We start from the raw sequence: 25,677 nt of genomic DNA on the forward strand, positions 1-25,677 counted from the left end.
AGGGCCATTTGTTTATATGGAACAAGCGATGCATTCTTCCATCGTCAGCTTGTTGGTTCTTGTATAATACAGGGATTTCAACCCTTTATGAGCAGCATACAGGTAGCATCGAGCCAAGTCTCGCGTGGATACATCACTGTTTACATGAAGAATCGTTGAGATTCCTTGGTCCACATGCGGCTGAATCTCCGCAATCAAATCAATCACCTTGAATTGATCCATCTGATACGCTGATTTGTAATAGAAGACGTTATCCTTTTGCAAATAGGGCATTGGATAATAGGTGGTTGAATTCGCATAAGTTCGTGTTTCAATTTGTTCTACTATCGGCATCACACTGGATGTCGCGTTCTGAATATAGGAGATGCTTGCCGTTGGAGCAATAGCCATCCGATAGGCGTGATAAAGGCCTTTCTCCATCACTTTGGACTTCAGCAGACTCCAATCATCGGGAGATGGAAGTTCAATTCCTTGGAACAATTCCTGTACTCTTGAGGTGTTGGGACGATAATCATTGGTCAGATAACGATCAAAATATACGCCAGTCGCATAATCAGACTTCTCAAACCCATGGAACCGTTGACCCGTTTTCTCTGCAAACTCCATGCTTTTCTCCAACGAATGATAATTCATGGTCATAAAGAAGGTCCGTACAAAATCCTTGGCTTCCAAGCTTTCATAAGCAATCCTGTTTTTGGCTAAATAACCGTGCAGATTCATGGCACCCAAGCCAACGGAATGCATTTCGGCATTGGCTTTGGCCACACCTGGAGCATTGGCCACATGCGTCATGTCGCTGACGGAGGTCAGTGCGATCATTCCCTCATGAACAGATTCCTTGATTTTGCCGCTCTCCATAACATTAACAATATTGAGAGAGGCCAGGTTGCAGCTGATATCTCTGCGGATAATATCCGGTTGACCATAGTCTGTAATTTCAGAAGTCTCCTGGAGTTGGAAGATCTCTGTGCACAGGTTCGACATTTTGACTTGTCCTACGTTTTTCAAGGCATGTGCTTGATTGGCATTTGTTTTATTAATGATGTACGGATAGCCGGATTCGAGTTGAATCATGGCTATTTTGGTCAACATGTCCCGCGCACCTAACGATTTTTTTTTCTTCACACGATCGTCAGCCAGCAAGGTATCATACATTACGTCGAGATCCATATCATCCAGATGGGTTCCATACGCCTTATAGACACTATATGGAGCAAAGAGATATAGAGACTCATTATCCTGAGCCAGCTTGTAAAAACGATTGGGGATAATAAGTCCAATAGAGAGTGTTTTTAAGCGGATTTTCTCGTCCGCATTAATCTTTTTGCTATCGAGCAGTTCCATGACGTCCCAACCAAAAATATTATAGTAAGCTGCTCCAGAACCTTTGCGTTGTCCCATCTGATCGGCGTAGGAGAAGCCATCTTCCAATAGTTTGAGAACAGGCGTAATTCCTTTCGCAGCACCTTCAACACCTTTGATGACTTCACCACGAGCACGCAGCTTTGACAGATTGACAGCAACTCCACCGCCAATTTTGGATAACTGCATACAAGTGTTCAGTACATAGTTTATGGAGTTCAGTGAATCATCCATTTCAAGCAGGAAGCAAGAGACCAGCTCACCACGCCGACTTTTTCCTGCATTCAGAAATGTAGGGGTTGCGGGTTGAAGACGCTGCTCCATCATCGAACGAGACAGCAAACAAGCCGTTTCAAACTGTCCTTGACCCAGATGAAGAGCTACAGCTGCCACTCGATCCGCATATTGCTCAAGATATGTTTTTCGATCATATGTTTTCAACGCATAGTCAGTATAGAACTTGGACGCTGCCATGTAAGAAGGGAAGTTATACTGATAGCCGCGTGTAATTTCAAATACTGTTCTAACTTCGTCGGTTGTATAAGAAGCGTAGAAATCCTCGTAATAATCATGATCGATCATAAATTTGACTTGATCATCAATGCTGGCAAACGCCATGCTTTTATCCTGGATTTCGTTCATAAACTCCTCTACAGCCTCTTTATCCTTATGTAACTGGAAGAAGCCATCAGAGTCGCGCTTTAGCAGCATGTTATTTAATTCAATATGACGCAATGCGGCTCACCTCCTGTTCAAAATGCTCTACATCTCTTTTCGAACCTGATAATTCAAATTTACTGATAACAGGGACGTTATAGAAATCAGAGATTAAATCTGCACTTTTGGCAAAACGTTCACCCCAGTTACGGTTACCGCTGGCGGCCACGCCAATCAGGTATTCAGAGTTTTTTTGCAAAAAAGAAGACACCTTATCCGGTATCTGCCCAAAACCTGTTGTATATGTCACAAGTACGTATGGTTCATCAATCGTCATTTGATTTTGAATCTGAACTGCCGGCAGTTGAAGCTTGGAAATAAACCTCTTTACATTCCCAGTGATTGAATCATACACAATTAGCACTATCATTAACCTCCTTGACAAATGAAAGGTAATCGACGACAAATACTATATATAGATCTTTTTCTTAATTTTATATCAATATATAGGTTTGTCAAATACTCATTGGGTACAATTCTGTGAAAAACCCGATGAAAGGGCTATATTGCGAGGTTTATAAAAGTGGGGGCTTAGTAGATATCCATATTCTAAGACATGATAATTGGTGCATGAGAGAATTGTGGGTGGCAAGAAATAAGCCTGAGCATAATCGTTCATACATTGTCTACAATTCAGAGTTGGATTATTAAAGGCATGGCTCTATGGAGTCATGCCTTTTGTGTATGTTGAAGGTATGCTGATTACATATCACGAAGATTTGGAGGTAAGACATGAAAGGGACCCTGCCGCAAAATAGAATATTGATTGTAGACGATGATGAACGGGTCCGAAGACTTCTTCGAATGTATTTGGAGAAAGAGCAATTTATCGTTGAGGAGGCTTCGCTGGGCTGGCAAGCCTTAAGTAAGCTTCATCATGATTCGTATGCCATGATTATCTTGGATTGGATTCTCCCTGATATCAAGGGGATTGAAATATGCCATTATCTTCGAACAAACTTAAGCATACCCGTCATGTTTCTGACAGCCAAGTCAGAAGAAGGGAACCGGCTTGAAGCTTTCAAAGCAGGGGCAGATGACTTTGTCATGAAACCATTTAGTCCGAGGGAAGTTGTGCTCCGTATCAAAACCATGATGGCTCGTTATAACGGATTGGTCGAGCCTTCACCAAAAGATCATTCAGCGAGCGAGGTGCTGATTTCCTCCATTTTAATTAATCCAGCGTCCCGAAGGGTCACAATAGAAGATTTGGAAATTCATATGACACCCAAAGAGTTTGATTTGCTTTATCATCTTGCGACACACTCGGAAATAGCTTTCTCCAGGCAGGAATTGCTGAAAATTGTTTGGAAAGTTGAGCATGATGAAGATCTGGATTATCGAACTGTAGATACCCATGTGAAACGGCTGCGTGACAAACTATCCAAGCATATGCCGAATCGGGAAGATCTGATTCAAACCCTGTGGGGTTTCGGTTATATTCTTCGTTTGCCACACTGATTCTTATCTTAAAGTGCAGGAGGCGAATATGTCTTACAAACAAATCAAATGGATGATTCTGCTCATTCCCACCTTGACCGTTGGACTTTGGGAATATGTACGACACCAGTTTCTACTACCCTACATATCGATGGATTTGGGGAACTGGCTTACGCCTGTCATTGTATATGTTGTAAGTATAACGTTGTTAACACGGCTGTTTTTCATGTTGGAACGTATTCAAAAAGAGCTGGAGTATGAGCGTGAAGCCAAAGCTGCATTTGAATCTCGGGAAAAGATGGCCAAGGAACTCCATGATGGAATCGCCCAATCTCTTTTTTTATTATCGGTGAAAGTCGGACGTCTGGAGGAGCAAGCCAAGCAGGGTCAACAGCTGGACGATGTATATTCGATCAAAAAAACGGTTCATGAAGTCAATCGTTATGTGCGTCAGGCCATTGCAGATTTGCGTTATGATCCTAACGTTGATCAAGCCTTGACTATGAACGAATCGGTCACACTGCTTGGTCAAATTCGAAAAATTACCAAAGATATCCCCGTCCGAATCGAACTGGATTGGAGCATCCCGGATGATACATTTACTGACAAAGAGAAGGTAGAACTGCTCGCTTGTATTCGCGAAGCTCTTTTTAATATTCAAAAACACGCATCTGCTTCCCAAGCATGGATTCAGGGAAACGGGCACAAGAAGTGCTGGAATATCATGATTCGAGATAATGGAAAAGGGTTTGAGATGAACCCTTTTGAACGAAAGGATCGATATGGTTTAAAAATCATGAGAGAGCGGATGAGTGAACTGAACTTTACCATGCAATTTCGAAGGGAACAGCAGTTTACTGTTATCGAATTTTCAAAGGATGGTGAGATGAAATGAGCCATACTCGTGTTCTTGTTGTAGACGATCACGCTCATGCGAGGGAAGCCATATGTGAAATTTTATCCATGGATTCCGGCTTCGAAGTGATTGGCGTCGTATCGGACGGTCAACAGGCGATTAATTATACAGAACAGTGGCTTCCCGATCTGATCCTCATGGACATTCAGATGCCGATTATGAACGGTCTTGAAGCAACACAACGGATCAAATTGGCCTTTCCTTATGTGAAGATTGTCATGATTACCGTCTCGGATGATGTACTCCACCTTTTGGAGGCGTTGAAGCGGGGAGCTCAGGGCTATCTTCTCAAAAACCTTGAACCGTCCATGTGGCTGGAATATCTTCATTCCATCGTTACAGAAGAAGCTCCTTTGAGCCGTGAGGTTGCGTACCAAATTCTGAAGGACGTCTCACTAACGGAGAAAAAAGAGCCTGATGTCCCATTAACCACAAGAGAAAAGGATATTCTCTATGGTGTAGCTGCTGGATGGACCAACAAAGAAATCGCTGTGAATTATACGATCTCAGAATATACCGTCAAGAATCATTTGAAAAATATTTTGCAGAAACTGCAGGTTCAAAATCGCGTTCAACTGACACGTTATGCACTGGAGCAAGGGCTTATTACAGACCACAAACGTCTGTAATAAGCTTTTTTACTATATTCTTGGTGTTCTTTCTGTGTAGTGGGATATCAATTTTTTTGCTTTTAACTACAATGACCTCACAAATTGGACACAAAAATTCCAGTTCTATAGCCAGATTGAGCTATATGGTAAAAATTTGTTTTTATGTACACTATGAGCAGTGTGTTTCATGAAGGAGGTTATGTTGTTGAACAAACGGATTGTCCTAGGCACATTACTCATTATGGGTATACTGGCGATCCTATTATCTTACCCGCTTGATTCTGCAAACGCTGCTTCTGGAACAAAAGACGCTACTCCACTCCAGCCAATCATTGATGGTTCTAAATCTGGTGAAGTACTTGTACTCGAGCCTGGAATGTATGCTGGTCCCGTAAGTATAGACAAGAGTATATCCATTCGAGGGGACTCATCCGTAACGGTATTGAATTCGGAAGCTGAATCCACGATCACCATTCGTTCAGATGGAGTGACATTGCAGGGTTTCACGGTTCAACACTTTACGAATGAACCCACTGCTGCGATTCAGGTTGAAGGAGATCGTGTAGAGATCAGGGATCTTGATATTCAGAGTCAAAGTTTTGGAATCGTGCTGCGGGGTTCCGTCGATGGGCTCATACATAGCAATACTATTTCATGGGCTGGACCGGAGTCTGCTTCCAGTGGTCAAAAGGGGAACGGCATTGACCTGTACAACTCCCATCGTAATCACATCGAAAACAATAAAATAAAAGGTATGCGGGATGGCATCTATCTGGAGAACAGCCGTAATCTTACGGTTAGGGGTAACACGCTGCTTCATACCAGGTATGGAATTCATTGTATGTATATCGATGGTTCTTCTGTTGTGGACAATGTGGGGGAGAACAACAGTACCGGGGCCATGATAATGGGCGTCAAGAATACGGTTGTATCCGGAAATTCCTTTCGTAAACAGAGCGAAAATGTGCATTCACAAGGGATTTTGTTGTATGACGTACACCGATCCACGATTCAAAACAATGTTGTGGAAGGTAATCGTGTTGGCATGAACATTGCCGAATCCTCAGGAAATGAAATTCGCCGTAATGCGGTGCTTCGCAATTTCATTGGTATCCAGCTCGTTCTGGCAGAGGACAACCAATTCATTAGAAACCAATTTGTTTCGAATGTGATTGAAGCTTCAGCGATGGACAGCCGGAACAATGAGATGAAGGAGAACTACTGGGATTCCTTTCAGGGTCTTGACCTGAACGATGATGGAATTAGTGAACTCTCCTATGAGATTAATCCTTTTTATGAGCAAGTGGTCAACCGGAATTCGGCTTATCAGCTTTTCTTTCAATCTCCAGGCATGCTCTTTATGAGCAGCTTGTTTACGGAAGGCAAGGAAGAGTGGGCAACCGACAGATCGCCGTTAATAAGCATGAAAGCGGAATCACTGGCGGCGGAAACAGGTGCACAAGCGGTGAAAGAGACAACTGAAGTTTGGATCATCGGATGTATCCTGCTGGGTATGGCAACTTTTATTATGATCTATACGGGGGTATTACGAAAATGAAAACGAAAACAAGTTTGAAAACAGTTATGGTGCTTCTCTTTGGGGTGCTGTTATTAACAGCTTGCGGAAAAAAATACGAGGCATTGCCTATAAATGAAGACGTGGATATCTGCGCCATTTGCAAAATGCAAGTGAAGGATGATGCCTATGCGACACAGCTTACCACGAAAGATGGTAAAAATTATAAATTTGATGACATTGGTTGTATGCACCAGTGGAAAGAAGAAAACGGAACAGATAACGTCGGTATGGATTATGTTCGTGATTATAATGACAAGGAATGGATTGAGTACAGCAAAGCCACTTATGTATACGATGCTTCACTGCGTACACCGATGGCTTACGGCATCCTCAATTTTAAGGATAAACCATCTGCCGAAGCTTTTGTTGCCGAGCAGGGTGTGGGAACGATTATGACCGCTGAAGACCTCGCCTCCCACGACTGGAAACAAAACACGGAGATGATGGATATGATGGGTGAGCACGGGCATTCCGAAGAGGGAATGAGTGAAGGCATGCACGAAGAAACACATGGGGAAAGCGAATCAACGGAAGATTCAGGCCATAAGTAATGACCAATGAATATGGTGATGCATGATGGGAGATATGTTACAAGTAGTCCGACGAGAAGTGAAAATGGGATTTCGCAACCCCTGGGCCTATTCATTTTTGATTCTTTTCTGCGTGTTTAGCCTGAGTCTGCTGATCATTAATTCTCAGAATTTTGTAGCAGGATACTCTGGCACTACAGGTTCCATGTTAAATCTTATTCTTTATCTTTTGCCGTTGATGACCCTCTTCTTGGGCTCGTTCTCGTTAACTTCTGAGAAGGAGGAGGGCAGCTGGCAGCTGTTATCCACATACCCCATCGGCACGATGTCTTTTATTGTTGGCAAATATCTGGGTCTATCGGTTGTATTAATGACTATAGTTACATTCGGATATGGTCTGATGGGACTTCTCAGCGGATGGTTGGACAGCCCTTTAGATGTTATGACGTACCTTTTGTTTCTGGTATTCTCCTGTGGACTGGTCCTGCTATTTCTGACTATTGCAATGTTCATCGGTTCGTTATCCAAAAATCGGTGGCAAGCGTTAACGATATCCGTGTCCGTTTGGTTTTTCGCTGTGATTGGATGGCCAACACTTCTAATCTCCGTACTGGGACTCATGCCGTATCAGTGGGTAAAACCCTTACTCACCTTGCTAACCTTCATCAATCCGGCTGAGTTGGTACGTTTGTTTGTTGTGATCAAACTTGGCGGGGGCTCCATACTGGGACCGGAATATTATCAATGGGTAAATTGGGCGCAACCATCCAGCGGAAGCTGGATCTTTATGGGGATATGCCTGCTGTGGATTGCATGTTCGATCGTGGCGGTTTACGTGATCTGGGAAAGGGGGCGTTCCCGTGGATAACGTGGAAGCAGAGATTGTGGGACTGTGTAAATCCATAAAAAAACAACAGATTGTTGAAGGTATATCCTTTCGCGTTTCTTCCGGTCATGTGCTTGCCTTATGCGGCGGAAATGGGGCCGGAAAAAGCACCGTTCTGCGTATGCTCGCAGGTATTCTTCAACCTACCTCGGGTGAAATCATTGTAAACAAGATGCGCTGGTCCAAAGAACGAAAGCGATATTCGGAACAGATCGGATATATGCCGGATGATTATCAGTTCAACCAGGGGTTGACGGCAGAGGAAGTGCTCCAGTTCTGGGCAGCGTTAAGGAAAGTGTCCAATGAGAGAGTAACGGAAGTGCTAACCATGGTAGGCTTGACTGATCAAAAAAATAAGCGGGTCACGACCTTTTCCAAAGGCATGCGGCAGCGTGTATTATTCGCCCAGGCTCTGCTGGCCAAGCCTCCGCTGCTGATCATGGATGAGCCGACGAATGGACTGGACCCCTTCTGGATGCAAGAGTTTGCAAATCTGATAAAACAGATCAAGAAGGAGGGACATATGGTCGTGTTCTCCACCCATCAGCTTGAGATCGCAGATGATGTTGCGGATCACATTGTTTTTATGAACCAAGGACGCAATGTGGGAGATGGCTCTACTGAGGAGTTTCGTCAACAGTTCGGGTCGCTTCATGCTGCTTTTCATCATAGTCTTGGCTTAAAATGAAGGTGAATCGATTGAAACAAAAGAGTCCAAAAATACGACGTTTGATTACAATCCTTATTGGAATGGCTGCTTTGCTGACCGCTGCATGGGCAGTGTATCAGGGGACTTCATCATCCGAGCCCAAAAGAACCGGTACCATCGAAGCAGGTGCAGCCGCTCCCGAATTCACTGCAGTTAACTCAGCCGGAGAACAGGCTCTCGGATTATCGGGGCAAGGTCGTCATGATTAACTTTTGGGCTTCATGGTGTACTCCTTGTGTGAGGGAAATGCCGATGATTAATCAGATCGCTAAGACATATCAAAATGACGTGGAGACCCTGTTTGTCAATGTGGGGGAAGCGAAGGGGACGATTCGTGAATTTATGGAGAAACAGCAATTCGATTTCCCTGTTATCATTGATGTAACTGGAAAAGTCTCCGGCCTGTATCGCATCACCGGGTTGCCAGCAACGATGGTCATAGATCAGAAAGGCATGTTCAGCCACATTCTGTTTGGTGAGTTGACCGAGGAGATTCCCTTGCAGCAATGGCTGGAGGAGATCGTACAATAAAGGAATGGAAGCCTTCCAATACTTAAGAACAAAAGAAGTCGCTCTGTAAAAGTGGCTTCTTTTGTTTTATTTGGAGACTGCTATACGAATCGGAGCAACCGCGAACGGTTGTTCCAAACACCTTGCACTCATAGTGGAAAGAAAATGCATATCACGGTTGTGCCCAATGAATCAATAGCTCCTTTGGGTACTTTTTACGCTTTTCACCGAGTTGTCAGAAAGAGTTGATCCTTTCTTGAACATTTAGGGACGAAGACGTGTCAGCGATTGAATTGCTAACTTACAAAGATATAATAATTTTAACTATTAAGTCATTTTCAGTCCTTTGACCCTTTAGTAACAGGAAAAACAGGCTCCTCAACGCATGCTTAGTCCAGGATCAAAGCATGCCAGCGCGCAATGCTGGTTTGTAAAGCCTTCTTCACCCCTTACTTTGTGAAAAAATTCTCTTTATATATACAAAGATGAAGGAACGCTTTATAGATGAATCCTGCACCCATCTCGCGAAGCCTATCCAATCCTGATATTGAATGTAGCCGAACGCTGGTTGACCTAATGCGAAGTAAAAAATCATTACGAAAATCGAACAGAGATTGAAAGGAGGCAGTAAAGAATGGCAATCGATACGGTGATGTGGAGCAAACTGGTGACAGGTATGACGCTCGGGTTCCACGTTATTTTTGCAACGCTTGGTGTCGGTGTACCGTTAATGATCGCTATTGCAGAGTTCATGGGGATTCGCAAGAAGGACCCCCATTACATACTGATGGCGAAGAGGTGGTCACGAGGGTTTGTCATTTCTGTGGCGGTTGGTGTGGTGACGGGTACAGCGATTTCACTGCAACTGGCCCTGGTGTGGCCGAATTTTATGAAACTGGCAGGGAATGTGATTGCACTCCCACTATTCATGGAAGTGTTTGCGTTCTTTTTTGAAGCCATCTTCCTGGGCATTTATTTGTATACGTGGGATCGATTCAAAAATCCGTATATTCACTGGCTGCTGACAATTCCAATCGTCACCGGGGCAGGCATGTCGGCTGTGTTTATTACAACAGTGAACGGATTTATGAATCAGCCTGGAGGCTTCGTCATGGAGGCAGGCCAATTCACAGCGGTTAACCCGGTGCAGGCGATGATGAATACGGCGACGTTCTCCAAGGTGTTTCATGTATTAAGCTCAGCCTATTTGACGGGAGCTGCCCTGTTAGCCGGAATTGCAGCCTTTGCAATGCTGAGAAAAGGGGCATCTGCCTACCACAAAAAAGCCTTGAACCTCATGATGGCGGTGGTTCTGCTGTTCGGCTTGCTGAACACGTTAGCGGGAGATGTGTCCGCCAAGTTTTTGGCCGAGCATCAGCCGGAGAAACTTGCAGCTGCAGAATGGCATTTTGAGACGGAAAGCGGCGCAGATTTGATTTTATTAGGATGGCTGAATGCAGAGCATGAAATTATAGGGGCTCTTCACCTGCCAAAACTGCTCAGCTTCCTGGCCTTTAGTGACTTTAATGCAGAGGTAACCGGACTGGAGGAGTTTCCGAAGGACGAATGGCCGCCGCTGCTCGTTCACTACCTGTTTGATTTAATGGCCGGAATCGGATTCGCTCTGCTCTCCATCTCGGTTCTGTATTTCCTGTTTGTGTTCTGGAAAAAGCGCAATGAGCTGAACAAGTGGCTGCTTGGGATCATAGCGCTGGGCGCACCGATGGCTTTTCTCGGGGTTGAACTGGGATGGTTCTATGCTGAATTGGGACGACAGCCGTGGATTATCCGGGGATATATGCGTGTGGAGGAAGCCGCCACTTCATCACCCAATATACGAATGATATTTTTCTTATTCCTGCTTCTATACATCGTTCTGGGAGTCATGTGTGTCCTCGTGTTAAGACGTTTGTTCAACAATAATCCGGCTGAAGTCGAGATGGAGAAATGGATGAAGGAGAAGCGCAATCAGTCTACAGAAAAGGGTGAGCGTACATGATGAGTTATGAGCTAATTGGCATCTCGGTGCTCTGGCTGTTCCTGTATGGCTATTTAATTGTAGCCTCCATTGATTTCGGAGCGGGCTTCTTTGCCTTCTATGCACGCTTGACGAAACAGGATCACCTGATTAATCGTCTGATCTCCCGTTATTTATCACCGGTATGGGAGATTACGAATGTATTTTTTGTCTTTTTCTACATTGGGATTGTTGGATTCTTTCCGGACACGGCCTATTACTACGGATCAGCACTACTGGTACCGGGAAGCATTGCGGTCATTTTGCTCGCCATTCGCGGGTCATTTTATGCTTTTGAGAACTATGGTTCCAAAAATAACATTGTGTATCTGTTTCTATATGGAGCTTCGGGTTTGCTTATCCCAGCCTCATTATCAGTGGCGCTAACGCTGTCGGAAGGCGGCTTTATCGTGAAGGAGGGTTCGACGGTTTCTCTGGATTACTGGACGCTGTTCACCAATCCGTTATCGTGGAGCATCGTGGGATTGGCGATTGTGTCTGTCTTGTTCATTAGCAGTTCATTTCTTGCCTTTTATGCATCCCGGGCAGAGGATCATTCTGCGTTGAAACTGGTGCGGACCTATGCCCTGTTCTGGAGTACACCGACGATTATCACCGCACTGACTGCATTTATTTATTTGGGACAGCACAATGAGCGACATTTTCAAAATATGATGGATCTGTGGTGGCTGCTAGCCCTTTCCGTTGCCTTCTTCATGATTGCCATGTGGCTGATCTATAACGGACGCCGCTACGGATTAGCATTTGTATGCATCATGCTGCAATTTTTCAGTGCCTTTTTCGCTTACGGAATTGGTCAATATCCTTATATCCTTGATCCGTACATTACGATTCAAAACAGCGTCACCTCACCAGCGATGGGCTTCGCACTGGTTGTTGTGTTTATCGGTGGTATATGTATGTTGATTCCTTCCCTGATTCTGGTCTTCAGACTTTTTCTGTTTGATGCGGATTATGTAAAGGGAAAAAAATAAATTGGATTCATTTTAGCGATGTAAGGGAGTAATCTCATAGGCATTCATTGAAAGGAGGGGAGTTCGCATGAAGAGAAAGACAAGCCTGATCTCTCAACAATTGTCTGGCGAGCGAAAACGTCTCGTTATCCTCGCGGTCATTTCACTCGCGCTGGGTGCAGCCATTGTGAGTCAGGCCGCACTGCTTGCTGAAGCAGTCCAACGGATTTTCGTGGAGAAGGCCTCCCTCTCGTCGGTCGTCATGCTGCTCGGGCTGCTTCTGGCTGTCATGGTCGTGCGCACAGGGCTGTCTTATGGTAACGGGAAAGTTGGTTTGCATATGGCTGCCAGTGCAAAGACGAATATGCGGACAGCTGTACTGCAAAATTTGACCCATGCGTCGATGCGTTCAACTCTTCGCGGACAGACCGGGGGAAAGGTCAGTGTTGCCCTCGATGCTGTAGATGAGGCTGAAAGTTATTTTAGTCTGTATATGCCGCGCATGATGGAGGCTGCCATCATTCCGATTCTGATTTTGGTAGTAACGTTTACACAGCATGCCAATTCAGGCTTCATTATGCTGTTTACGGCCCCGTTTATCCCCTTGTTTATGATTTTAGTGGGACTAAAAACGAAAAACAAATCGGAGGAGAAATATGCCCAACTGGCCGAGTTCTCCGGTACGTTCCTGGATTCTCTTCAAGGGCTGGTAACGTTGAAAATATTTGGACGGGCTCATCGCCAGCAGCAGGAAATTGAACGAAGCAGCCTCGGTTACCGTGATGCCACGATGGGCATTTTGCGCATTGCGTTTACGAATACGTTCATGCTTGAATCTATCGTAATGCTAAGCATCGGAGTTGTGGCTCTCGAACTGGCCATCCAGCTGCTTGTTTTCAAATCGATGTCGTTCCACACCGCATTTCTCGTTTTGCTGCTGGTTCCCGAGTTTTACAGCCTGTTGAAAAATACGGGAACAGCCTTTCACAGCGGGCGTACAAGTATGGGAGCGATTCGTAAGGTAGAGCAGATGCTTGAGGAAACGGTTGTGGAGAGCAAGTCGGTAGATGGAAAAGAGGGACAAGGTACATCCGTTGGGATTGACGAGATCAATAGCATGGATGATCGGATTGCACGGAAGGTCAAGGAAGGCACATTGCAGATTCCTCGTTCTAATGACTGTTCCATGTCGCCATTCATTACATTGGACCATCTCAATTTTCGTTATGCGCCGGATTCATTCAAGCTTGAGACTGAACGGGTCCAGCTTCGTCCGGGAGAACACATTGCCATTGTGGGCAAAAGTGGCTCAGGGAAAACGACGTTGCTCCATCTGATTGCAGGTTTGCTGAAACCGACTTCGGGAGAAGTTCTGGTGAATGATCGCCCATTACTGCAATACGGTGAGACCGCTTGGTTCGAACGTATAAGCTACATTACACAGCATCCGTATATCTTTGCAGGCACATTTGCTGAAAATATTGCGATTGATGCGGGGCGGAACGTGTCCAGAGCTGAAATGGAGCAGGCAGCAGACGAAGCTGGACTTACTGCATTAGCCGCTCAGTTGGAGGACGGATTTGATACCTTGGTTGGTGAAGGAGGCCGTGGCCTGTCTGGCGGGGAAAAGCAACGGCTTGCCTTGGCACGCGCATTTTTGAAGCGGCCTGCCGTTATTTTATTTGATGAACCCACAGTGGGACTGGATCTGCACACGGAGCGTGTTCTCCAGCGCTCCATTGCCACATTGGCAAAAACAGCAACGATGATTACGGTCGCTCACCGATTGTATACGATACAACATGCCGATAATATTTGGTTTATGGACCAAGGCGTATTAGTTGATTCAGGGCGGCATGAGGAACTTCTGGAGCGCCTGCCCCAGTATGCCGAGATGATTAATGTTCAACGGAAAGGTGGATTAGCATGAGTGAGCTGGCGATTTTGTCCAAAGCAATGATTCAGGAGCGCAAGGATATTGTCCTTTCGATTCTAGGTGGGTTTATTGCCGGCATAGCCGGCGTGGCCCTCTTCTCGGCGAGCGGCTATCTGATTTCACAAACGGTATTTGCTCCACCGCTGTATACCTTAATTGTACTCACCTCACTGGTTAAGCTGCTTGGCCTGCTTCGGGCAGCGAGTCGTTATGGAGAACGCTTGTATTCTCACCGGGCGACGTTCTCCATGCTAAGCCGTTTGCGTACATCCTTTTTTGCCAAGCTTATTCCGTTAACGCCAGGTATATTGAACAAAAATCGAAGCGGAGATTTGCTTGCGCGGATCGTCGGGGATGTGGAAAGCTTGCAACATTATTTTTTGCGTGTTGCTTATCCGCCAATCATTGTTGTCATGGTCTTTTTGGCGACCGTGTTGTTTACTTCTGCTTTTTCCTTCTGGATTGCGGGTCTGTTTGCACTAGGGATGCTCATAACGGCATTGGTTGTACCGGGAATCGTTCTAATTGGGCAGCAGAAAATACATGGACGTGTTCGTCAGCAACGGGCGTTACTTTCCACGGAAGTTACCGAAGTGTTGTATGGTTTCCGGGATTTGAAAATATACGGCCAACTGGCACAGCGGGAGCAGCAGCTTGAGCAGGCTTCCGCTGCATTAACTGAGGAGCAGCAACGGGCAGCCGCTCACCTGCTGCGCGGGCAATCCATGCACGCTCTGGTTACATTTCTCATCTCCTGGGGGGTGCTGGTGCTTGGAGCCTATCTCATTATCGACGGAGCACTTGCTGGCGTGTTTCTTGCGATGCTGGTCATGGCCTCGCTAACCGTATTCGAAGAAGCTGCGGCAATGGCGACATTACCCTTGTATAAACAGGATAGCGAACATGCAGCCAAACGACTGTCGGAAACGGTACAGACCGAAACCATCCAGACCTCTGATGTGCATGTTCCTGCTAAGAGGAATTTTGATTCCAGTGGGGTGCTCTCTGATGACAAAGGCGTTTCGCTTGAGCTTTCCGGTGTTACCTTTCAATACGAAGGAGAGTGGAACCCTGCTTTGAAGGATGTTTCCCTGCAAATATTGCCAGGCTCCAAAACAGCGATTGTCGGACCGAGCGGGTCAGGTAAGTCAACAATAATTGAATTGCTGCTTAAGTTACGTGCACCAACGACAGGTGAACTCCGATTAAATGGTGTTTCGGTGAAGGAACTGGATGAGCAGAGCATTTGGCAAACGGCTAATGTGGTGTTACAGCAAAGTCATTTCTTCCGGGGAACGATCCGGGATAACCTCATGCTGAATGAAGAAGAACATTCGGATGAACAATTGCTGGATATTCTGGTTAAAGTGCAGCTGCCCAATACCTCATTGACCGATGTCGTATATGAAAAAGGAGAGAATCTATCAGACGGCGAAAAGCAGCGGTTGGCTCTGGCACGGGCGATGCTTCGCAAGGGACGGTTATGGCTTCTGGACGAACCTACATCCTCACTGGACTATGTTACAGAAGATCGTGTGTTGAAACATCTCTACGCGCAAGCTGCTGAAGATACCGTTCTCCTGATCTGTCATCGTCTAACCGGCCTGGAAGAGATGGATCGCATTATCGTTATGGACCAAGGAAGGGTAGTGGAAGCAGGTTCCTATGCAGAGTTACTGGAACAAAAAGGCTATTTTTATGAGATGAAAAACATCGAGGGACAACTGATCGGAGAAATTAGAGCGTAAAGACAAGATATAACTTTGAACGGATGATTAAAAAAGGTTTTTAATCGGGTCTAAGAACGGCTTCTGGTGAAATAACGAGGCCGTTCTTGGGCCTTTTTTGCCATTAAACGAACTAAGCGTACCCTCTTGGACCCCATTATACAGATTCAGCATTGTAACGAATCGTAGACGCTTTATTTCCTCGCTGTATGCCTTCATTAGCTGGAATCTGCGGGAATCTGCCCGAATAACGTCGCTGGAGATTCGTTAGCCTTTTCATATCAGGCCAAACTTCAAAATAAAGGTGTGTGGGATTCCTTAGCTTGCTGAATACGAGGATACAAGGCATGACTACCCTCAGCTCGTAAGCACCCCGGGTCAGTCCTGTACTATCGGGAAGTAGGCATGATCTCTTGAAACATTTCATTCAACGCAGGATTCACGGAGCCTCGGCATCAATCACCATAACATCCGTATTAAGCTTCTCTGGAACAAAGTCTCCTTGGGTGAGTCGCATCAAGGTGTCTACAATCTTTTGTCCCCACTGATGCTCATTCTGCGAAATGATTTTTGATATTTGTCCGTCGCTCAGCGATTGTTGTAGAGCCGGGGTCAGGCCAAGGGCAAGATTAAACCGTTTCAGCCCTTTGGCCTTCCAAACAAGCACCGAGCTTGAACCGGATATGAAGTCCAGATTGATCAATGCGCTGAAATGAGGGTGATCCGAAATCATCTGCTCCAACTGCTGAGTGGCATGTTCCTCGCTTCCTTCATTATGGCGCATGTCCAATATGTCGATCCGGGTATGCTCCTGTAGATACTTGCGAAGGCCATACTCTCGTTCCTGTTGGCTTAGCATATCCGATATACCGGATTGGACGAGAATCATGCCGCTCCCGCCGAGCAGTTCATTAATGGCTTCACCGCTCAACGTACCCATTCTAACGTTGTCGGCGCCAATGAAAGCCTGACGGCTGCTTGACGGTGCATCCGATTCAAAACATATGACCGGAATTCCCTGGGATACCGCTTTGTTAATGACAGGGGCAAGCGCCTGTGAATCCAGAGGAGCGACAGCAATACCGTCAACCTTACGTTTGATCATCATTTCCATGATCCCCATCTGCTGTTCGACATTGGCTTCCTCCGGAGCCTGAACCAGCAGGCGGGCAGGGTAATCCGCCGCTGCTGCTTCGGCATCCTTGGTGATCATCTCATAGGTATCATTAACCATCGGATAGATGATGCCGAATGTGAGCTGTTTATCGGAAGAGGGGGGCGCAGGAAGAGGCACGGCAGCATTGTCTTCGCTTCGCGGCGACGAATCATTAGCGCCATAACATCCACCAAGCAAAAGCCAAACACAGGCAAGACAAAGCAAAAAGAGAGGTGAAGCCATCTTGGGCTGGTGATGAATCATACCTGCTTTCTCCTTGAGGGAGGAGATGAAACTGGTTCGTCCATTTCCGCAGCTTTGCGATAGGCCATCGGCGTCATGCCCGTCACTTTTTTAAACAAATTGGAAAAGTAATGCTGGTCATTATACCCCACCTGATAGGCAATCTCAAAGGTTTTGCAGCGTGTTGTCCTTAGAAGCTCCTTGGCCTTGCCCATGCGGGTGGCTGTCAAAAATTCGTTCATGGTCTGCCCGGTTTCCTGACTGAATATTTTGCTTAGGTGGCTTGGGCTTACTCCGGCCTTTCGCGAGAGATCCTGAAGGGAGAGCTGCTCGTCATCATAATGCTCCCGTATGAGCTGTTTGGTCAGCTCGATCAATTCACGGTATTTGTCCAGTTTGCCAGATCGCCATTGCCACAAGGCTTCATATAGTTTATTAAGATAATTCAGACAGTCCCGGGTACCCGAAATCAGGCCGATTTGCGCTTGCAGTTTTTGCAGGAATAGTTGCTCATTCTCTTCGGGATGGAAGTACTGTTTCCCGGCATGAACGAGCTCCAGCGAAATATTGTGAACAACGTAGTAAGTGTACATGGAATGCCAATTCATCTTATCGAGATCTGCAACAAATTTGTCCAGAAAGTCTGGCAGCTCCCCTGAGTTGCCCAATTTAAGAAATTCAACGAGCCGATTACGGTCTAGCAAAATGCTGGCAGAGGTATCGAAGGAGTCTTCCAGAAACGAAGCTTGTTTGCTGTTCATCATTTTGGTGTTGATGCGTTCATGCTCTGCTTCCAGATAGGAGAGGTGAATGTCCTGCAGCCGTTCCTTCGATTTCCCCACATGTATGGACCATTCCAGACCAGTCATTCCCGACTTATGTTTCATCCTGTCGCAGGCTTGTTCAAGGGTGCTACTCATGCCATCAGGGCTATGTGCTCTAAAGATCAGGACAGCCTCTGTTCTGCTGCGCTTATAGCTGAGCACTTCCGAGAGCCCGGCGAGCAATCCGTGCAGCAGCAGATCAGCCTCATCCGGTGAAGGATAGAGCGAGCTGTTGGAGGAGGTGTCCTGATGCACCAATTCTACAATCGCTACGGTATAACAAGGTGCAGTCAAAGGGAGTCCAAGCTGGGCAGCTGTGTCAAGCGCTGCTGCGGCCGTGATCAGTCCTCCGCACAGATCGGCATAAAGCTTCTCGGGGGTGCAGGCGTATTTGCGCTTCAAGTGCTGTTCTTCATCCATGCGGTTACTGACAGAATGCAGGATTTGAAGCAGGTCGGCGGAACTGACCGGTTTGAGGCAGTAGTCTGCCACGCCAAGACGCATGGCGGACTGGGCATAATGAAAATCGTCATGTCCACTCAGGATGATAATTTTGATATCCGGGAATCGCTGCAGCACGGCGGCACTGAGCTCCAAGCCATTCATAAAAGGCATTTTAATATCCGTAATCAGAATGTCGGGACGTTGCTCCATTACGATGGGGAGCGCTAATTCCCCGTCAGGAGCATCGCCGCAATATATAAATCCTTCCTTTTCCCAATGTACACATTCCCGAATGCTTTCACGGATTAAAATTTCGTCATCTACCAGCATCACCTTTTTCAATTCGGTGCCTCCCGTCTTTGGGTATGCGAACCTTAATCTCGGTGCCTTCTCCATCTTTGCTTTCAATCTCAATTCCGTATGTTTCTCCAAAATAAAGCCTTAGTCGCTGATGCACATTGAGCAGCCCGAAGCCGCCCTGCACCTCTTCAGTTGTTTCCGATGGTGACGGATGCTCCAGATAACCGCGGATATGCTCCAGCCTTTCCGGGGAGATACCGACGCCGTTATCGGTAACCGTCAGCACAATCGAATCCTCATGAATATGACCTCGGATGTCAATCCTGCCCTTGCCACGTTTGTTTTTGATCCCATGATAGAGGGCATTTTCAAGCAAAGGCTGGAGGGTCATATTCAAAATCGGATACTCGTACAGTTCAGAAGGCACCTGAATGGTGTAGTCCAGGATGTCACGATAGCGCATGCTTTGAATGATCAGATAACTGCTCGCGTGCGCCAGTTCCGAACGGATCTGCACCCAATCCCGACCGTTGTTCAAACTAAAATGGAAGAAGTCGGATAACGCTTTCACAATTTGAATGACACCTTCGCGTTTTCCAGCTTCCGCCATCCATACGATGGAATCGAGCGTATTGTAGAGAAAATGCGGATTGATCTGTGCCTGCAATGTACGAAGCTCTGCCTTTTGCAGCAGGCGCTCTTTCTGTATGCTTTGCTGCAGTAACTCCTTGATGTTCTGCACCATAATATTAAAGCTTAACCCCAGATTGGCAATTTCGTCGTTTCCTTCTGGAGTGATGTGGGCACCAAAGTAACCGCTCGCAGTAAGCCTCATCTTATGCTGCAAATTCTGAATGGGTCCAATAAGCCGTTTGGTAAGAAAATAATGAAGCAGGATAGCAAACGCAATACTCAGCACAACGCTGACAATGATTAACTGTCTGATACGATTGGCTTCTGCGACGATTTCCTGTAAAGGAGCCATTCCCACAATCGTCCACCCGCTTGAGTGAGTGGAGGTATGCACTACAAACCGGGGCGGACCCTTGTTCGTCAGTACAAATCCACCGTCATGCACTGTTTCCGACCCAGGAAGAGAAGTACTGCGAATCAAAGCCTTGTCTGTGACGCTGACGTTTGGAACGTAGATCGGCTCTCCATACGCATCAAGCAGGTAAAAAAAACCGGTTTTTCCGATCTTCATCTTGTCACAAAATCGTTTGATCAACGAATCGTCCAGATCAATAACAATAAATCCGACGAGCTCATGTGTGACCTGTTGTTTAACCGCCGCAATAATGGATATGACACCACGCCCGCCGTAGGTGAACCCGTCAACCCGATCATACTCTGAAATGAGGGGAGGAGGGACACGCAGAATCTCATTGGGACGCTGAGTTAATGTCTGAAAATGTGGATTGCGCATCGGATTGAATTGGGTATAAAAAATTCCACGACGCTCGCTGATGCCTTTTCCATACAGATTAATCAGGCTGACATTGAGCACATGTTCATACTTGTATGTATCCCGGTACAGCTCGAAGGTTTGCAGAATATGTTTGGCTTCCTTGTACGTTTCCGACTGGGAGATCAAAAAATGGATGACCTTCGGGTTATTACTAAGCTCCAGCAAGCGCTCTGTATCCTGGAACAGATTGTCGATGCTGGTGGCCAGTATGTTCGCCTGAAGTATGCTGGAAGCTTTGCTGTGATTGGATATGGAGGTATAGGATTTATGATATGAGATCAGCCCAACAATCACCAGGGGTACTACGGTGAGCATAATGAACAAAGCCATCAGCTTGGTTCGGAGACTGGATAAAGCCCAGCGCAGTATTCTCATCGCCACAATCCCTTCATTAACTGACGTTACATAATATACATTTTATAACAGATAAAGAATAAATAACAGATTGAAAGAAAGCGCAATCATAAATTACACCATTTGACTAAAAATTTACACCAGAAACCATATCGGAAACTAAAAAGCCAAAAAATGAAAAGGTTCCGCACAAATTTATCCATATCCTGTAAGATCATCGTCTTCTACAATGAGTGCACACCAACAAATGGTGAATGCTCAGGGGGAGGAATGTTGAAATGAAAAGATGGATGGGGAAAATGGGGTCCATGGTAGCTCTTGCTCTATCAATCACACTGCTTGGCGCATGCAGCAACGGGGGAGATGCTCCCAAGGAGACAGATTCCGCAGGCAACCCGGGTGGCTCTTCCGCGAAAAGCAGCATCGTATTGGGATTCTCCCAGGTTGGAGCCGAGAGCGGATGGCGGACTGCCAATACGAAATCGATCCAGGAATCGGCCAAGGAAGCAGGCTTCACCCTGAAATTCTCGGACGCTCAGCAGAAACAGGAGAACCAGATCAAGGCGCTGCGATCTTTTATCCAGCAAAAGGTGGATGTTATTTCTTTCTCCCCGGTGGTCGAATCAGGCTGGGATACAGTGCTTAAAGAAGCCAAGGATGCAGGCATTCCAGTGGTGCTGACCGACCGGGCGGTAGATTCCAAGGATTCCTCGCTATATGTCACTTTTCTCGGTTCGGATTTTGTAGAGGAAGGCCGCAAGGCGGGCCAATGGCTGGTAGATCAGTATAAAGACGCGACAGAAGAAGTTAACATAGTTGAGCTTCAAGGTACAACGGGCTCTGCCCCGGCCAATGACCGCATGGCAGGTTTTGCTGAAGTGATTGCAGGTAACCCCAATCTCAAAGTCATCGCTTCCCAAACAGGGGACTTCACCCGTGCCAAAGGGAAAGAGGTCATGCAGGCATTTTTGAAAGCACATAAAAAAATTGATGTGCTCTATGCCCACAACGACGATATGGCTCTTGGCGCAATTCAGGCTATTGAAGCTGCGGGTTTGAAGCCGGGCGTGGACATCAAAATTATTTCTGTGGATGCAGTCAAAGACGGGATGCAGGCCGCAAGTGAAGGCAAGATCAATTTTATCGTTGAATGTAATCCGCTTCTCGGTCCGCAGTTGATGGATATCGTGCAAAGCGTGGTAGATGATAAAGCTGTTGAGGCACGAATTGTCGTGGATGAAACGACATTTACCTCCGAACAAGCCAAGCAGGCATTGCCTGAACGTCAATATTAGAACTTAAAACTCACATGGCGGGGGCGATTCCCTAAAGCCAACGGACAGGGCCTTCAGTTTTTCGTGAGAGGCCCTTTCTTTGCAGGGTTGAGTCGTACGCCCACATGTAAAATGCTTGTATACGTAGGTGAATAAAGGAGTGGTTGCGAGAATGAGCTCATCGATACCCATACTGGAATTAAAACATATTCATAAACGCTTCCCTGGAGTCAGAGCACTGAGCGATGTCAGTCTGCGCCTGTTTCCCGGTGAAGTACATGCTCTAATGGGTGAAAACGGGGCGGGTAAATCTACGCTGATTAAAGTGCTGACAGGTGTGTATTCCATTGATGAAGGCATGGTGGAAATGAGTGGTAATCCAGTCGTCATACAAAGTCCCCTGGAAGCACAAGCCGTAGGCATCAGCACGGTTTATCAGGAGGTTAATTTGTGCCCCAATTTGACAGTTGCAGAGAACATTTTTATCGGCAGGGAGCCACGCAAATTCGGAAAAATTGTATGGAAGGACATCAACCGCCAGGCCGAGGAATTGCTGCGCGATCGACTCCAGCTCTCTATTGATGTAACTCAGCCACTGGAGAGCTATTCGGTTGCGGTGCAGCAGTTGATTGCCATTGCAAGAGCGCTGAATATTTCGGCACATGTGCTGATTCTGGATGAACCGACATCAAGTCTGGATCAGAACGAGGTACAGCAGCTGTTTCAGATTATGAGCCAATTAAGAAAGGATGGACTGGCGATTTTATTTGTCACGCATTTTCTGGATCAGATGTACGACATTTCAGACCGGGTAACCATTCTCCGAAATGGAGAGTGGGTGGGTGAATTTATGGCGGAACATCTCACGCGACTGGATCTGGTGCTTCACATGATCGGGAAGGATCTGAATGTGCTGGAGGAACTGCCTCATCTGGAAGCGGCGGATACCAAGGCTGTCGGGCAAGTATTGCTGAAAGCAGAAGGGTTGGGGCGAACTGGCGGAATCAAGCCGTTTGATCTGTTTATTCGTACAGGTGAAGTTGTAGGTCTCGCAGGACTGCTCGGGTCAGGACGAACGGAGATGGCGCGTCTTTTTTTTGGAGCCGACAAATCGGACTCGGGCAAACTGATCCTTTCGGGCAGGGAAGGAACTATCCATTCTCCACGCGAGGCAATTGAGCAGAGGATTGCTTTTTGTTCGGAAAACCGGAAAACTGAGGGCATTATCGGCGATTTGACGGTGAGGGAGAATATTATTCTGGCTTTGCAGGCCAAGCAGGGCATTTTCAGGACGATATCTCGCAGAAACCAGCTTGAGCTGGCTGAGCATTATATTCGCATGCTGAACATTAACCCGCCCAATCCGGAGCATCTGGTCAAAAATCTGAGCGGAGGCAATCAGCAGAAAGTGCTGCTGGCCCGTTGTCTGCTGACCGAACCTCAATTGCTTATTCTTGATGAGCCTACCCGCGGAATTGATATTGGAGCCAAAACCGAGATCCAGAAGCTGGTGCTCTCGCTCTCGCGGGGAGGAATGTCGGTGCTGTTTATCTCTTCAGAGATAGAGGAAGTACTGCGGGTCAGCGACCGGGTTGCGATTATGCGGGACCGACATAAAGTGGATGAGCTTTCCGGTGCGGATCTGAACCAGCAGCAAATGATGAAAGCCATCGCAGGAGGGTGAGTCTGATGAAAAATATGTTGAAACATCATCTGTTTTGGCCGCTTGCCGTTCTCGCCGGACTGCTGCTGTTTAATCTGCTGTATTCGCCTGATTTCTTCTCTATTTCTATGAAGGAGGGGCACTTGTACGGCAGTCTGGTTGATATTCTTAATTTTGGTGCGCCACTGATTGCTGTAGCCATTGGCATGACCCTGGTGGTGGCTACGAAAGGCATTGATCTTTCGGTCGGTTCGGTTGTGGCCATTTCCGGTGCTGTGGCCTGTCTGACCATCAGCAAAGCTGCGAATCAAAATGCGATCAGCCTGATCGTTACTGCCATTTTGCTTGCAATCGGTTTATCACTGGTGCTGGGAGTATGGAACGGTCTGCTCGTATCTGTTGCAGGCATCCAGCCCATCATTGCTACATTGATTCTGATGGTTGCCGGGCGTGGAATTGCACAATTGATTACAGATGGTCAAATTGTTACGGTCAGCAGTGCCAACTACGCTTATCTCGGAACAGGCTCACTGTTTAACCTGCCCTTTTCCATCTTCATAGTTATCGTTTTGCTGGTCATCGCGATCCTGATCACACGTAAAACGGCACTGGGCATATTCATTGAATCCGTTGGCTGTAATCCGACTGCCAGCCTGATGGCAGGTATTCGTGCCAAAGGCGTGATTCTGGCTGTTTACCTGTTCTGTGGGGTTTGTGCCGGCATTGCCGGACTGCTGTTAAGCTCCAACGTGTCCAGTGCGGACGGGAACAACGCCGGGCTTTGGTATGAGTTGGATGCCATTTTGGCGGTTGTTATCGGTGGCACCTCTCTTAACGGGGGGCGCTTTTACCTTATGGGGACAGTGATTGGTGCATTGATTATTCAGACCTTGACCACAACGATCTACATGATCGGTGTTCCGCCGGAGATCACACTAGTTGTCAAAGCCGTTGTTGTTCTAGCCGTTTGCCTGATTCAGTCAGACACGTTCCGCCATACACTTACCGCTCGCTGGAAGACTCGGCATTATCCTGGAGAGAAGGAGGTGGCTCGCCATGTCTCTTAATCGCAGATTTATTCCTATTGCCGTTACGATATTGTTGTTTTTGATCATGTTTGGTGCGGGTGCCTTCCGGTACACCGGTTTTTTCTCCATGCAGGTGCTGATGAACTTGCTGGTGGACAATGCGTTTTTACTGATTACAGCTGTAGGCATGTCGTTTGTCATCGTTTCAGGAGGCATTGATTTGTCGGTTGGTTCCATGATTGCGTTATCCACGATGGTTTCGGCAAGCCTGGTACAACAGCAGGGCTGGTCTCCGATTGTCGTTATCCCGCTTGTTCTGATTATGGGAGTCGTTTTTGGCGGAGCGATGGGAGCGATGATCCACTACTTTAAAATCCAGCCGTTCATCGTAACCCTTGCTGGCATGTTTCTGGCCAGAGGTTTATGTTATGTTATCAGTACAGATACGATAACGATCGATCATGCATTTTATACCGCAGTAGCACAAACCAAAATTCCTCTTCCAGGAGGCAGCTATCTGTCCATCAGCGCAGTTATTGCCCTGATTGTGACTGGTGCTGCCATATACATCGCTCATTACACAAGGTTTGGACGCAACGTCTATGCCATTGGCGGAAATGAACAATCGGCCCTTCTTATGGGATTGCCTTTGGCTCGTACCAAAGTGATGATCTATGCGCTGAGCGGATTCTGTTCAGCACTTGCAGGGGTTGTATTCACATTTTATATGCTGTCCGGTTACGGCCTGCATGCGGTTGGTTTTGAATTGGATACGATTGCGGCAGTGGTTATTGGAGGTACGTTATTGACCGGAGGGGTGGGTTACATATTTGGGACCTTCTTCGGTGTACTGATTCAGGGCATCATTCAAACGATGATCAGCTTCGAAGGTACGCTCAGCTCCTGGTGGACCAAAATTGCGATTGGTCTCCTGTTATTTGTTTTTATTTTGTTGCAGCGACTTTTAGGTTCAAGGCGTTCTTCCGTAAAGTTGTAGTGAATTGAAGGA

The 25,677-nt window shown here is 46.6% G+C and carries 22 protein-coding genes; 17 read left to right on the forward strand and 5 right to left on the reverse strand.

Going from position 1 to position 25,677, the window contains the following annotated elements:
- Positions 1–12: 12 nt before the first annotated feature.
- Both nrdE and nrdI read right to left on the reverse strand, forming a co-directional pair.
- A complete protein-coding gene (gene nrdE / locus ACFTRD_RS11290) occupies positions 13–2,097 on the reverse strand; it encodes a class 1b ribonucleoside-diphosphate reductase subunit alpha (RefSeq protein WP_379379783.1) in 2,085 nt (694 codons plus the stop codon).
- Positions 2,084–2,443, reverse strand: coding sequence for a class Ib ribonucleoside-diphosphate reductase assembly flavoprotein NrdI (nrdI, locus tag ACFTRD_RS11295; RefSeq protein ID WP_379379785.1), 360 nt, complete (start codon positions 2,441–2,443; stop codon positions 2,084–2,086). Before nrdI ends, nrdE begins: the two co-directional genes overlap by 14 nt.
- Positions 2,444–2,811: 368 nt before the next feature.
- Here nrdI and ACFTRD_RS11300 point away from each other — a divergent pair, with 368 nt between their 5' ends.
- The 13 genes from ACFTRD_RS11300 to cydC all read left to right on the forward strand — a co-directional run bounded on the left by ACFTRD_RS11300 (position 2,812) and on the right by cydC (position 15,935).
- The gene (locus tag ACFTRD_RS11300; RefSeq protein ID WP_379379787.1) at positions 2,812–3,540 is read left to right on the forward strand and encodes a response regulator transcription factor; all 729 of its coding nucleotides are present in this window, start codon (positions 2,812–2,814) and stop codon (positions 3,538–3,540) included.
- A 28-nt stretch (positions 3,541–3,568) separates the two neighbouring features.
- The gene (locus ACFTRD_RS11305; protein WP_379379789.1) at positions 3,569–4,414 is read left to right on the forward strand and encodes a sensor histidine kinase; all 846 of its coding nucleotides are present in this window, start codon (positions 3,569–3,571) and stop codon (positions 4,412–4,414) included.
- Positions 4,411–5,064, forward strand: a complete 654-nt coding sequence (locus tag ACFTRD_RS11310; protein ID WP_379379791.1) for a response regulator — start codon at positions 4,411–4,413, stop codon at positions 5,062–5,064. The genes ACFTRD_RS11305 and ACFTRD_RS11310 overlap by 4 nt, the downstream gene beginning before the upstream one ends.
- A 181-nt stretch (positions 5,065–5,245) precedes the next feature.
- Positions 5,246–6,604 (forward strand): right-handed parallel beta-helix repeat-containing protein, encoded by a 1,359-nt coding sequence (locus ACFTRD_RS11315; RefSeq protein WP_379379793.1) that lies wholly within the window; start codon positions 5,246–5,248, stop codon positions 6,602–6,604.
- Positions 6,601–7,176, forward strand: a complete 576-nt coding sequence (locus ACFTRD_RS11320; RefSeq protein WP_379379795.1) for a nitrous oxide reductase accessory protein NosL — start codon at positions 6,601–6,603, stop codon at positions 7,174–7,176. Before ACFTRD_RS11315 ends, ACFTRD_RS11320 begins: the two co-directional genes overlap by 4 nt.
- A 25-nt stretch (positions 7,177–7,201) precedes the next feature.
- Positions 7,202–8,023, forward strand: a complete 822-nt coding sequence (locus ACFTRD_RS11325; RefSeq protein ID WP_379379797.1) for an ABC transporter permease — start codon at positions 7,202–7,204, stop codon at positions 8,021–8,023.
- A complete protein-coding gene (ccmA, locus tag ACFTRD_RS11330) occupies positions 8,016–8,729 on the forward strand; it encodes a heme ABC exporter ATP-binding protein CcmA (RefSeq protein WP_379379799.1) in 714 nt (237 codons plus the stop codon). Before ACFTRD_RS11325 ends, ccmA begins: the two co-directional genes overlap by 8 nt.
- 11 nt (positions 8,730–8,740) lie before the next feature.
- Complete coding sequence (locus tag ACFTRD_RS11335) at positions 8,741–8,959, forward strand: hypothetical protein (protein ID WP_379379801.1); 219 nt, start codon at positions 8,741–8,743, stop codon at positions 8,957–8,959.
- Positions 8,952–9,281: a TlpA family protein disulfide reductase gene (locus tag ACFTRD_RS11340; protein ID WP_379379803.1), complete on the forward strand. Its 330-nt coding sequence runs from the start codon at positions 8,952–8,954 to the stop codon at positions 9,279–9,281. The genes ACFTRD_RS11335 and ACFTRD_RS11340 overlap by 8 nt, the downstream gene beginning before the upstream one ends.
- Before the next feature lie 613 nt (positions 9,282–9,894).
- Positions 9,895–11,259, forward strand: a complete 1,365-nt coding sequence (locus ACFTRD_RS11345) for a cytochrome ubiquinol oxidase subunit I (protein ID WP_379379805.1) — start codon at positions 9,895–9,897, stop codon at positions 11,257–11,259.
- Complete coding sequence (locus ACFTRD_RS11350; RefSeq protein WP_379379807.1) at positions 11,256–12,272, forward strand: cytochrome d ubiquinol oxidase subunit II; 1,017 nt, start codon at positions 11,256–11,258, stop codon at positions 12,270–12,272. The genes ACFTRD_RS11345 and ACFTRD_RS11350 overlap by 4 nt, the downstream gene beginning before the upstream one ends.
- A 67-nt stretch (positions 12,273–12,339) precedes the next feature.
- A complete protein-coding gene (cydD, locus tag ACFTRD_RS11355) occupies positions 12,340–14,181 on the forward strand; it encodes a thiol reductant ABC exporter subunit CydD (protein ID WP_379379809.1) in 1,842 nt (613 codons plus the stop codon).
- Positions 14,178–15,935 carry a thiol reductant ABC exporter subunit CydC gene (cydC, locus tag ACFTRD_RS11360; protein ID WP_379379811.1) on the forward strand — a complete coding sequence of 586 codons (1,758 nt, stop codon included), beginning with the start codon at positions 14,178–14,180 and terminating at the stop codon, positions 15,933–15,935. Before cydD ends, cydC begins: the two co-directional genes overlap by 4 nt.
- A 418-nt stretch (positions 15,936–16,353) precedes the next feature.
- Here cydC and ACFTRD_RS11365 read toward each other — a convergent pair whose 3' ends face one another.
- Genes ACFTRD_RS11365 through ACFTRD_RS11375 form a run of 3 tightly spaced genes read right to left on the reverse strand, consistent with a single transcriptional unit; the run spans position 16,354 to position 20,724 of the window.
- The gene (locus tag ACFTRD_RS11365) at positions 16,354–17,334 is read right to left on the reverse strand and encodes a sugar ABC transporter substrate-binding protein (RefSeq protein ID WP_379379813.1); all 981 of its coding nucleotides are present in this window, start codon (positions 17,332–17,334) and stop codon (positions 16,354–16,356) included.
- Positions 17,331–18,914 (reverse strand): response regulator, encoded by a 1,584-nt coding sequence (locus tag ACFTRD_RS11370; RefSeq protein WP_379381314.1) that lies wholly within the window; start codon positions 18,912–18,914, stop codon positions 17,331–17,333. The genes ACFTRD_RS11365 and ACFTRD_RS11370 overlap by 4 nt, the downstream gene beginning before the upstream one ends.
- Positions 18,898–20,724, reverse strand: a complete 1,827-nt coding sequence (locus ACFTRD_RS11375; RefSeq protein ID WP_379379815.1) for a cache domain-containing sensor histidine kinase — start codon at positions 20,722–20,724, stop codon at positions 18,898–18,900. The genes ACFTRD_RS11370 and ACFTRD_RS11375 overlap by 17 nt, the downstream gene beginning before the upstream one ends.
- Before the next feature lie 257 nt (positions 20,725–20,981).
- On the opposite strand from ACFTRD_RS11375, the gene ACFTRD_RS11380 reads away from it, so the two are divergent.
- The 4 genes from ACFTRD_RS11380 to yjfF all read left to right on the forward strand — a co-directional run bounded on the left by ACFTRD_RS11380 (position 20,982) and on the right by yjfF (position 25,665).
- Positions 20,982–21,998 (forward strand): ABC transporter substrate-binding protein, encoded by a 1,017-nt coding sequence (locus tag ACFTRD_RS11380; RefSeq protein WP_379379817.1) that lies wholly within the window; start codon positions 20,982–20,984, stop codon positions 21,996–21,998.
- Positions 21,999–22,149: 151 nt separating this feature from the next.
- Positions 22,150–23,661 carry a sugar ABC transporter ATP-binding protein gene (locus ACFTRD_RS11385; protein ID WP_379379819.1) on the forward strand — a complete coding sequence of 504 codons (1,512 nt, stop codon included), beginning with the start codon at positions 22,150–22,152 and terminating at the stop codon, positions 23,659–23,661.
- A 5-nt stretch (positions 23,662–23,666) separates the two neighbouring features.
- A complete protein-coding gene (locus ACFTRD_RS11390; RefSeq protein ID WP_379379821.1) occupies positions 23,667–24,707 on the forward strand; it encodes an ABC transporter permease in 1,041 nt (346 codons plus the stop codon).
- Complete coding sequence (yjfF, locus tag ACFTRD_RS11395) at positions 24,697–25,665, forward strand: galactofuranose ABC transporter, permease protein YjfF (protein ID WP_379379823.1); 969 nt, start codon at positions 24,697–24,699, stop codon at positions 25,663–25,665. The genes ACFTRD_RS11390 and yjfF overlap by 11 nt, the downstream gene beginning before the upstream one ends.
- Positions 25,666–25,677 lie beyond the last annotated feature (12 nt).

This window comes from Paenibacillus sp. NPDC056933 (assembly GCF_042674385.1).
Lineage (GTDB): Bacteria > Bacillota > Bacilli > Paenibacillales > Paenibacillaceae > Paenibacillus.

Coding starts and splice junctions, on each gene's coding strand:
- ACFTRD_RS11365 (WP_379379813.1), bottom strand. CDS start 17,334: ATGATTCATCACCAGCCCAAGATGGCTTCACCTCTCTTTTTGCTTTGT.
- cydD (WP_379379809.1), top strand. CDS start 12,340: ATGAAGAGAAAGACAAGCCTGATCTCTCAACAATTGTCTGGCGAGCGA.
- ACFTRD_RS11385 (WP_379379819.1), top strand. CDS start 22,150: ATGAGCTCATCGATACCCATACTGGAATTAAAACATATTCATAAACGC.
- ACFTRD_RS11390 (WP_379379821.1), top strand. CDS start 23,667: ATGAAAAATATGTTGAAACATCATCTGTTTTGGCCGCTTGCCGTTCTC.
- ACFTRD_RS11375 (WP_379379815.1), bottom strand. CDS start 20,724: ATGAGAATACTGCGCTGGGCTTTATCCAGTCTCCGAACCAAGCTGATG.
- ACFTRD_RS11340 (WP_379379803.1), top strand. CDS start 8,952: ATGATTAACTTTTGGGCTTCATGGTGTACTCCTTGTGTGAGGGAAATG.
- ACFTRD_RS11310 (WP_379379791.1), top strand. CDS start 4,411: ATGAGCCATACTCGTGTTCTTGTTGTAGACGATCACGCTCATGCGAGG.
- ACFTRD_RS11345 (WP_379379805.1), top strand. CDS start 9,895: ATGGCAATCGATACGGTGATGTGGAGCAAACTGGTGACAGGTATGACG.
- ACFTRD_RS11320 (WP_379379795.1), top strand. CDS start 6,601: ATGAAAACGAAAACAAGTTTGAAAACAGTTATGGTGCTTCTCTTTGGG.
- ACFTRD_RS11325 (WP_379379797.1), top strand. CDS start 7,202: ATGGGAGATATGTTACAAGTAGTCCGACGAGAAGTGAAAATGGGATTT.
- yjfF (WP_379379823.1), top strand. CDS start 24,697: ATGTCTCTTAATCGCAGATTTATTCCTATTGCCGTTACGATATTGTTG.
- ACFTRD_RS11315 (WP_379379793.1), top strand. CDS start 5,246: ATGTTGTTGAACAAACGGATTGTCCTAGGCACATTACTCATTATGGGT.
- ACFTRD_RS11380 (WP_379379817.1), top strand. CDS start 20,982: ATGAAAAGATGGATGGGGAAAATGGGGTCCATGGTAGCTCTTGCTCTA.
- ACFTRD_RS11300 (WP_379379787.1), top strand. CDS start 2,812: ATGAAAGGGACCCTGCCGCAAAATAGAATATTGATTGTAGACGATGAT.
- ACFTRD_RS11350 (WP_379379807.1), top strand. CDS start 11,256: ATGATGAGTTATGAGCTAATTGGCATCTCGGTGCTCTGGCTGTTCCTG.
- ACFTRD_RS11305 (WP_379379789.1), top strand. CDS start 3,569: ATGTCTTACAAACAAATCAAATGGATGATTCTGCTCATTCCCACCTTG.
- cydC (WP_379379811.1), top strand. CDS start 14,178: ATGAGTGAGCTGGCGATTTTGTCCAAAGCAATGATTCAGGAGCGCAAG.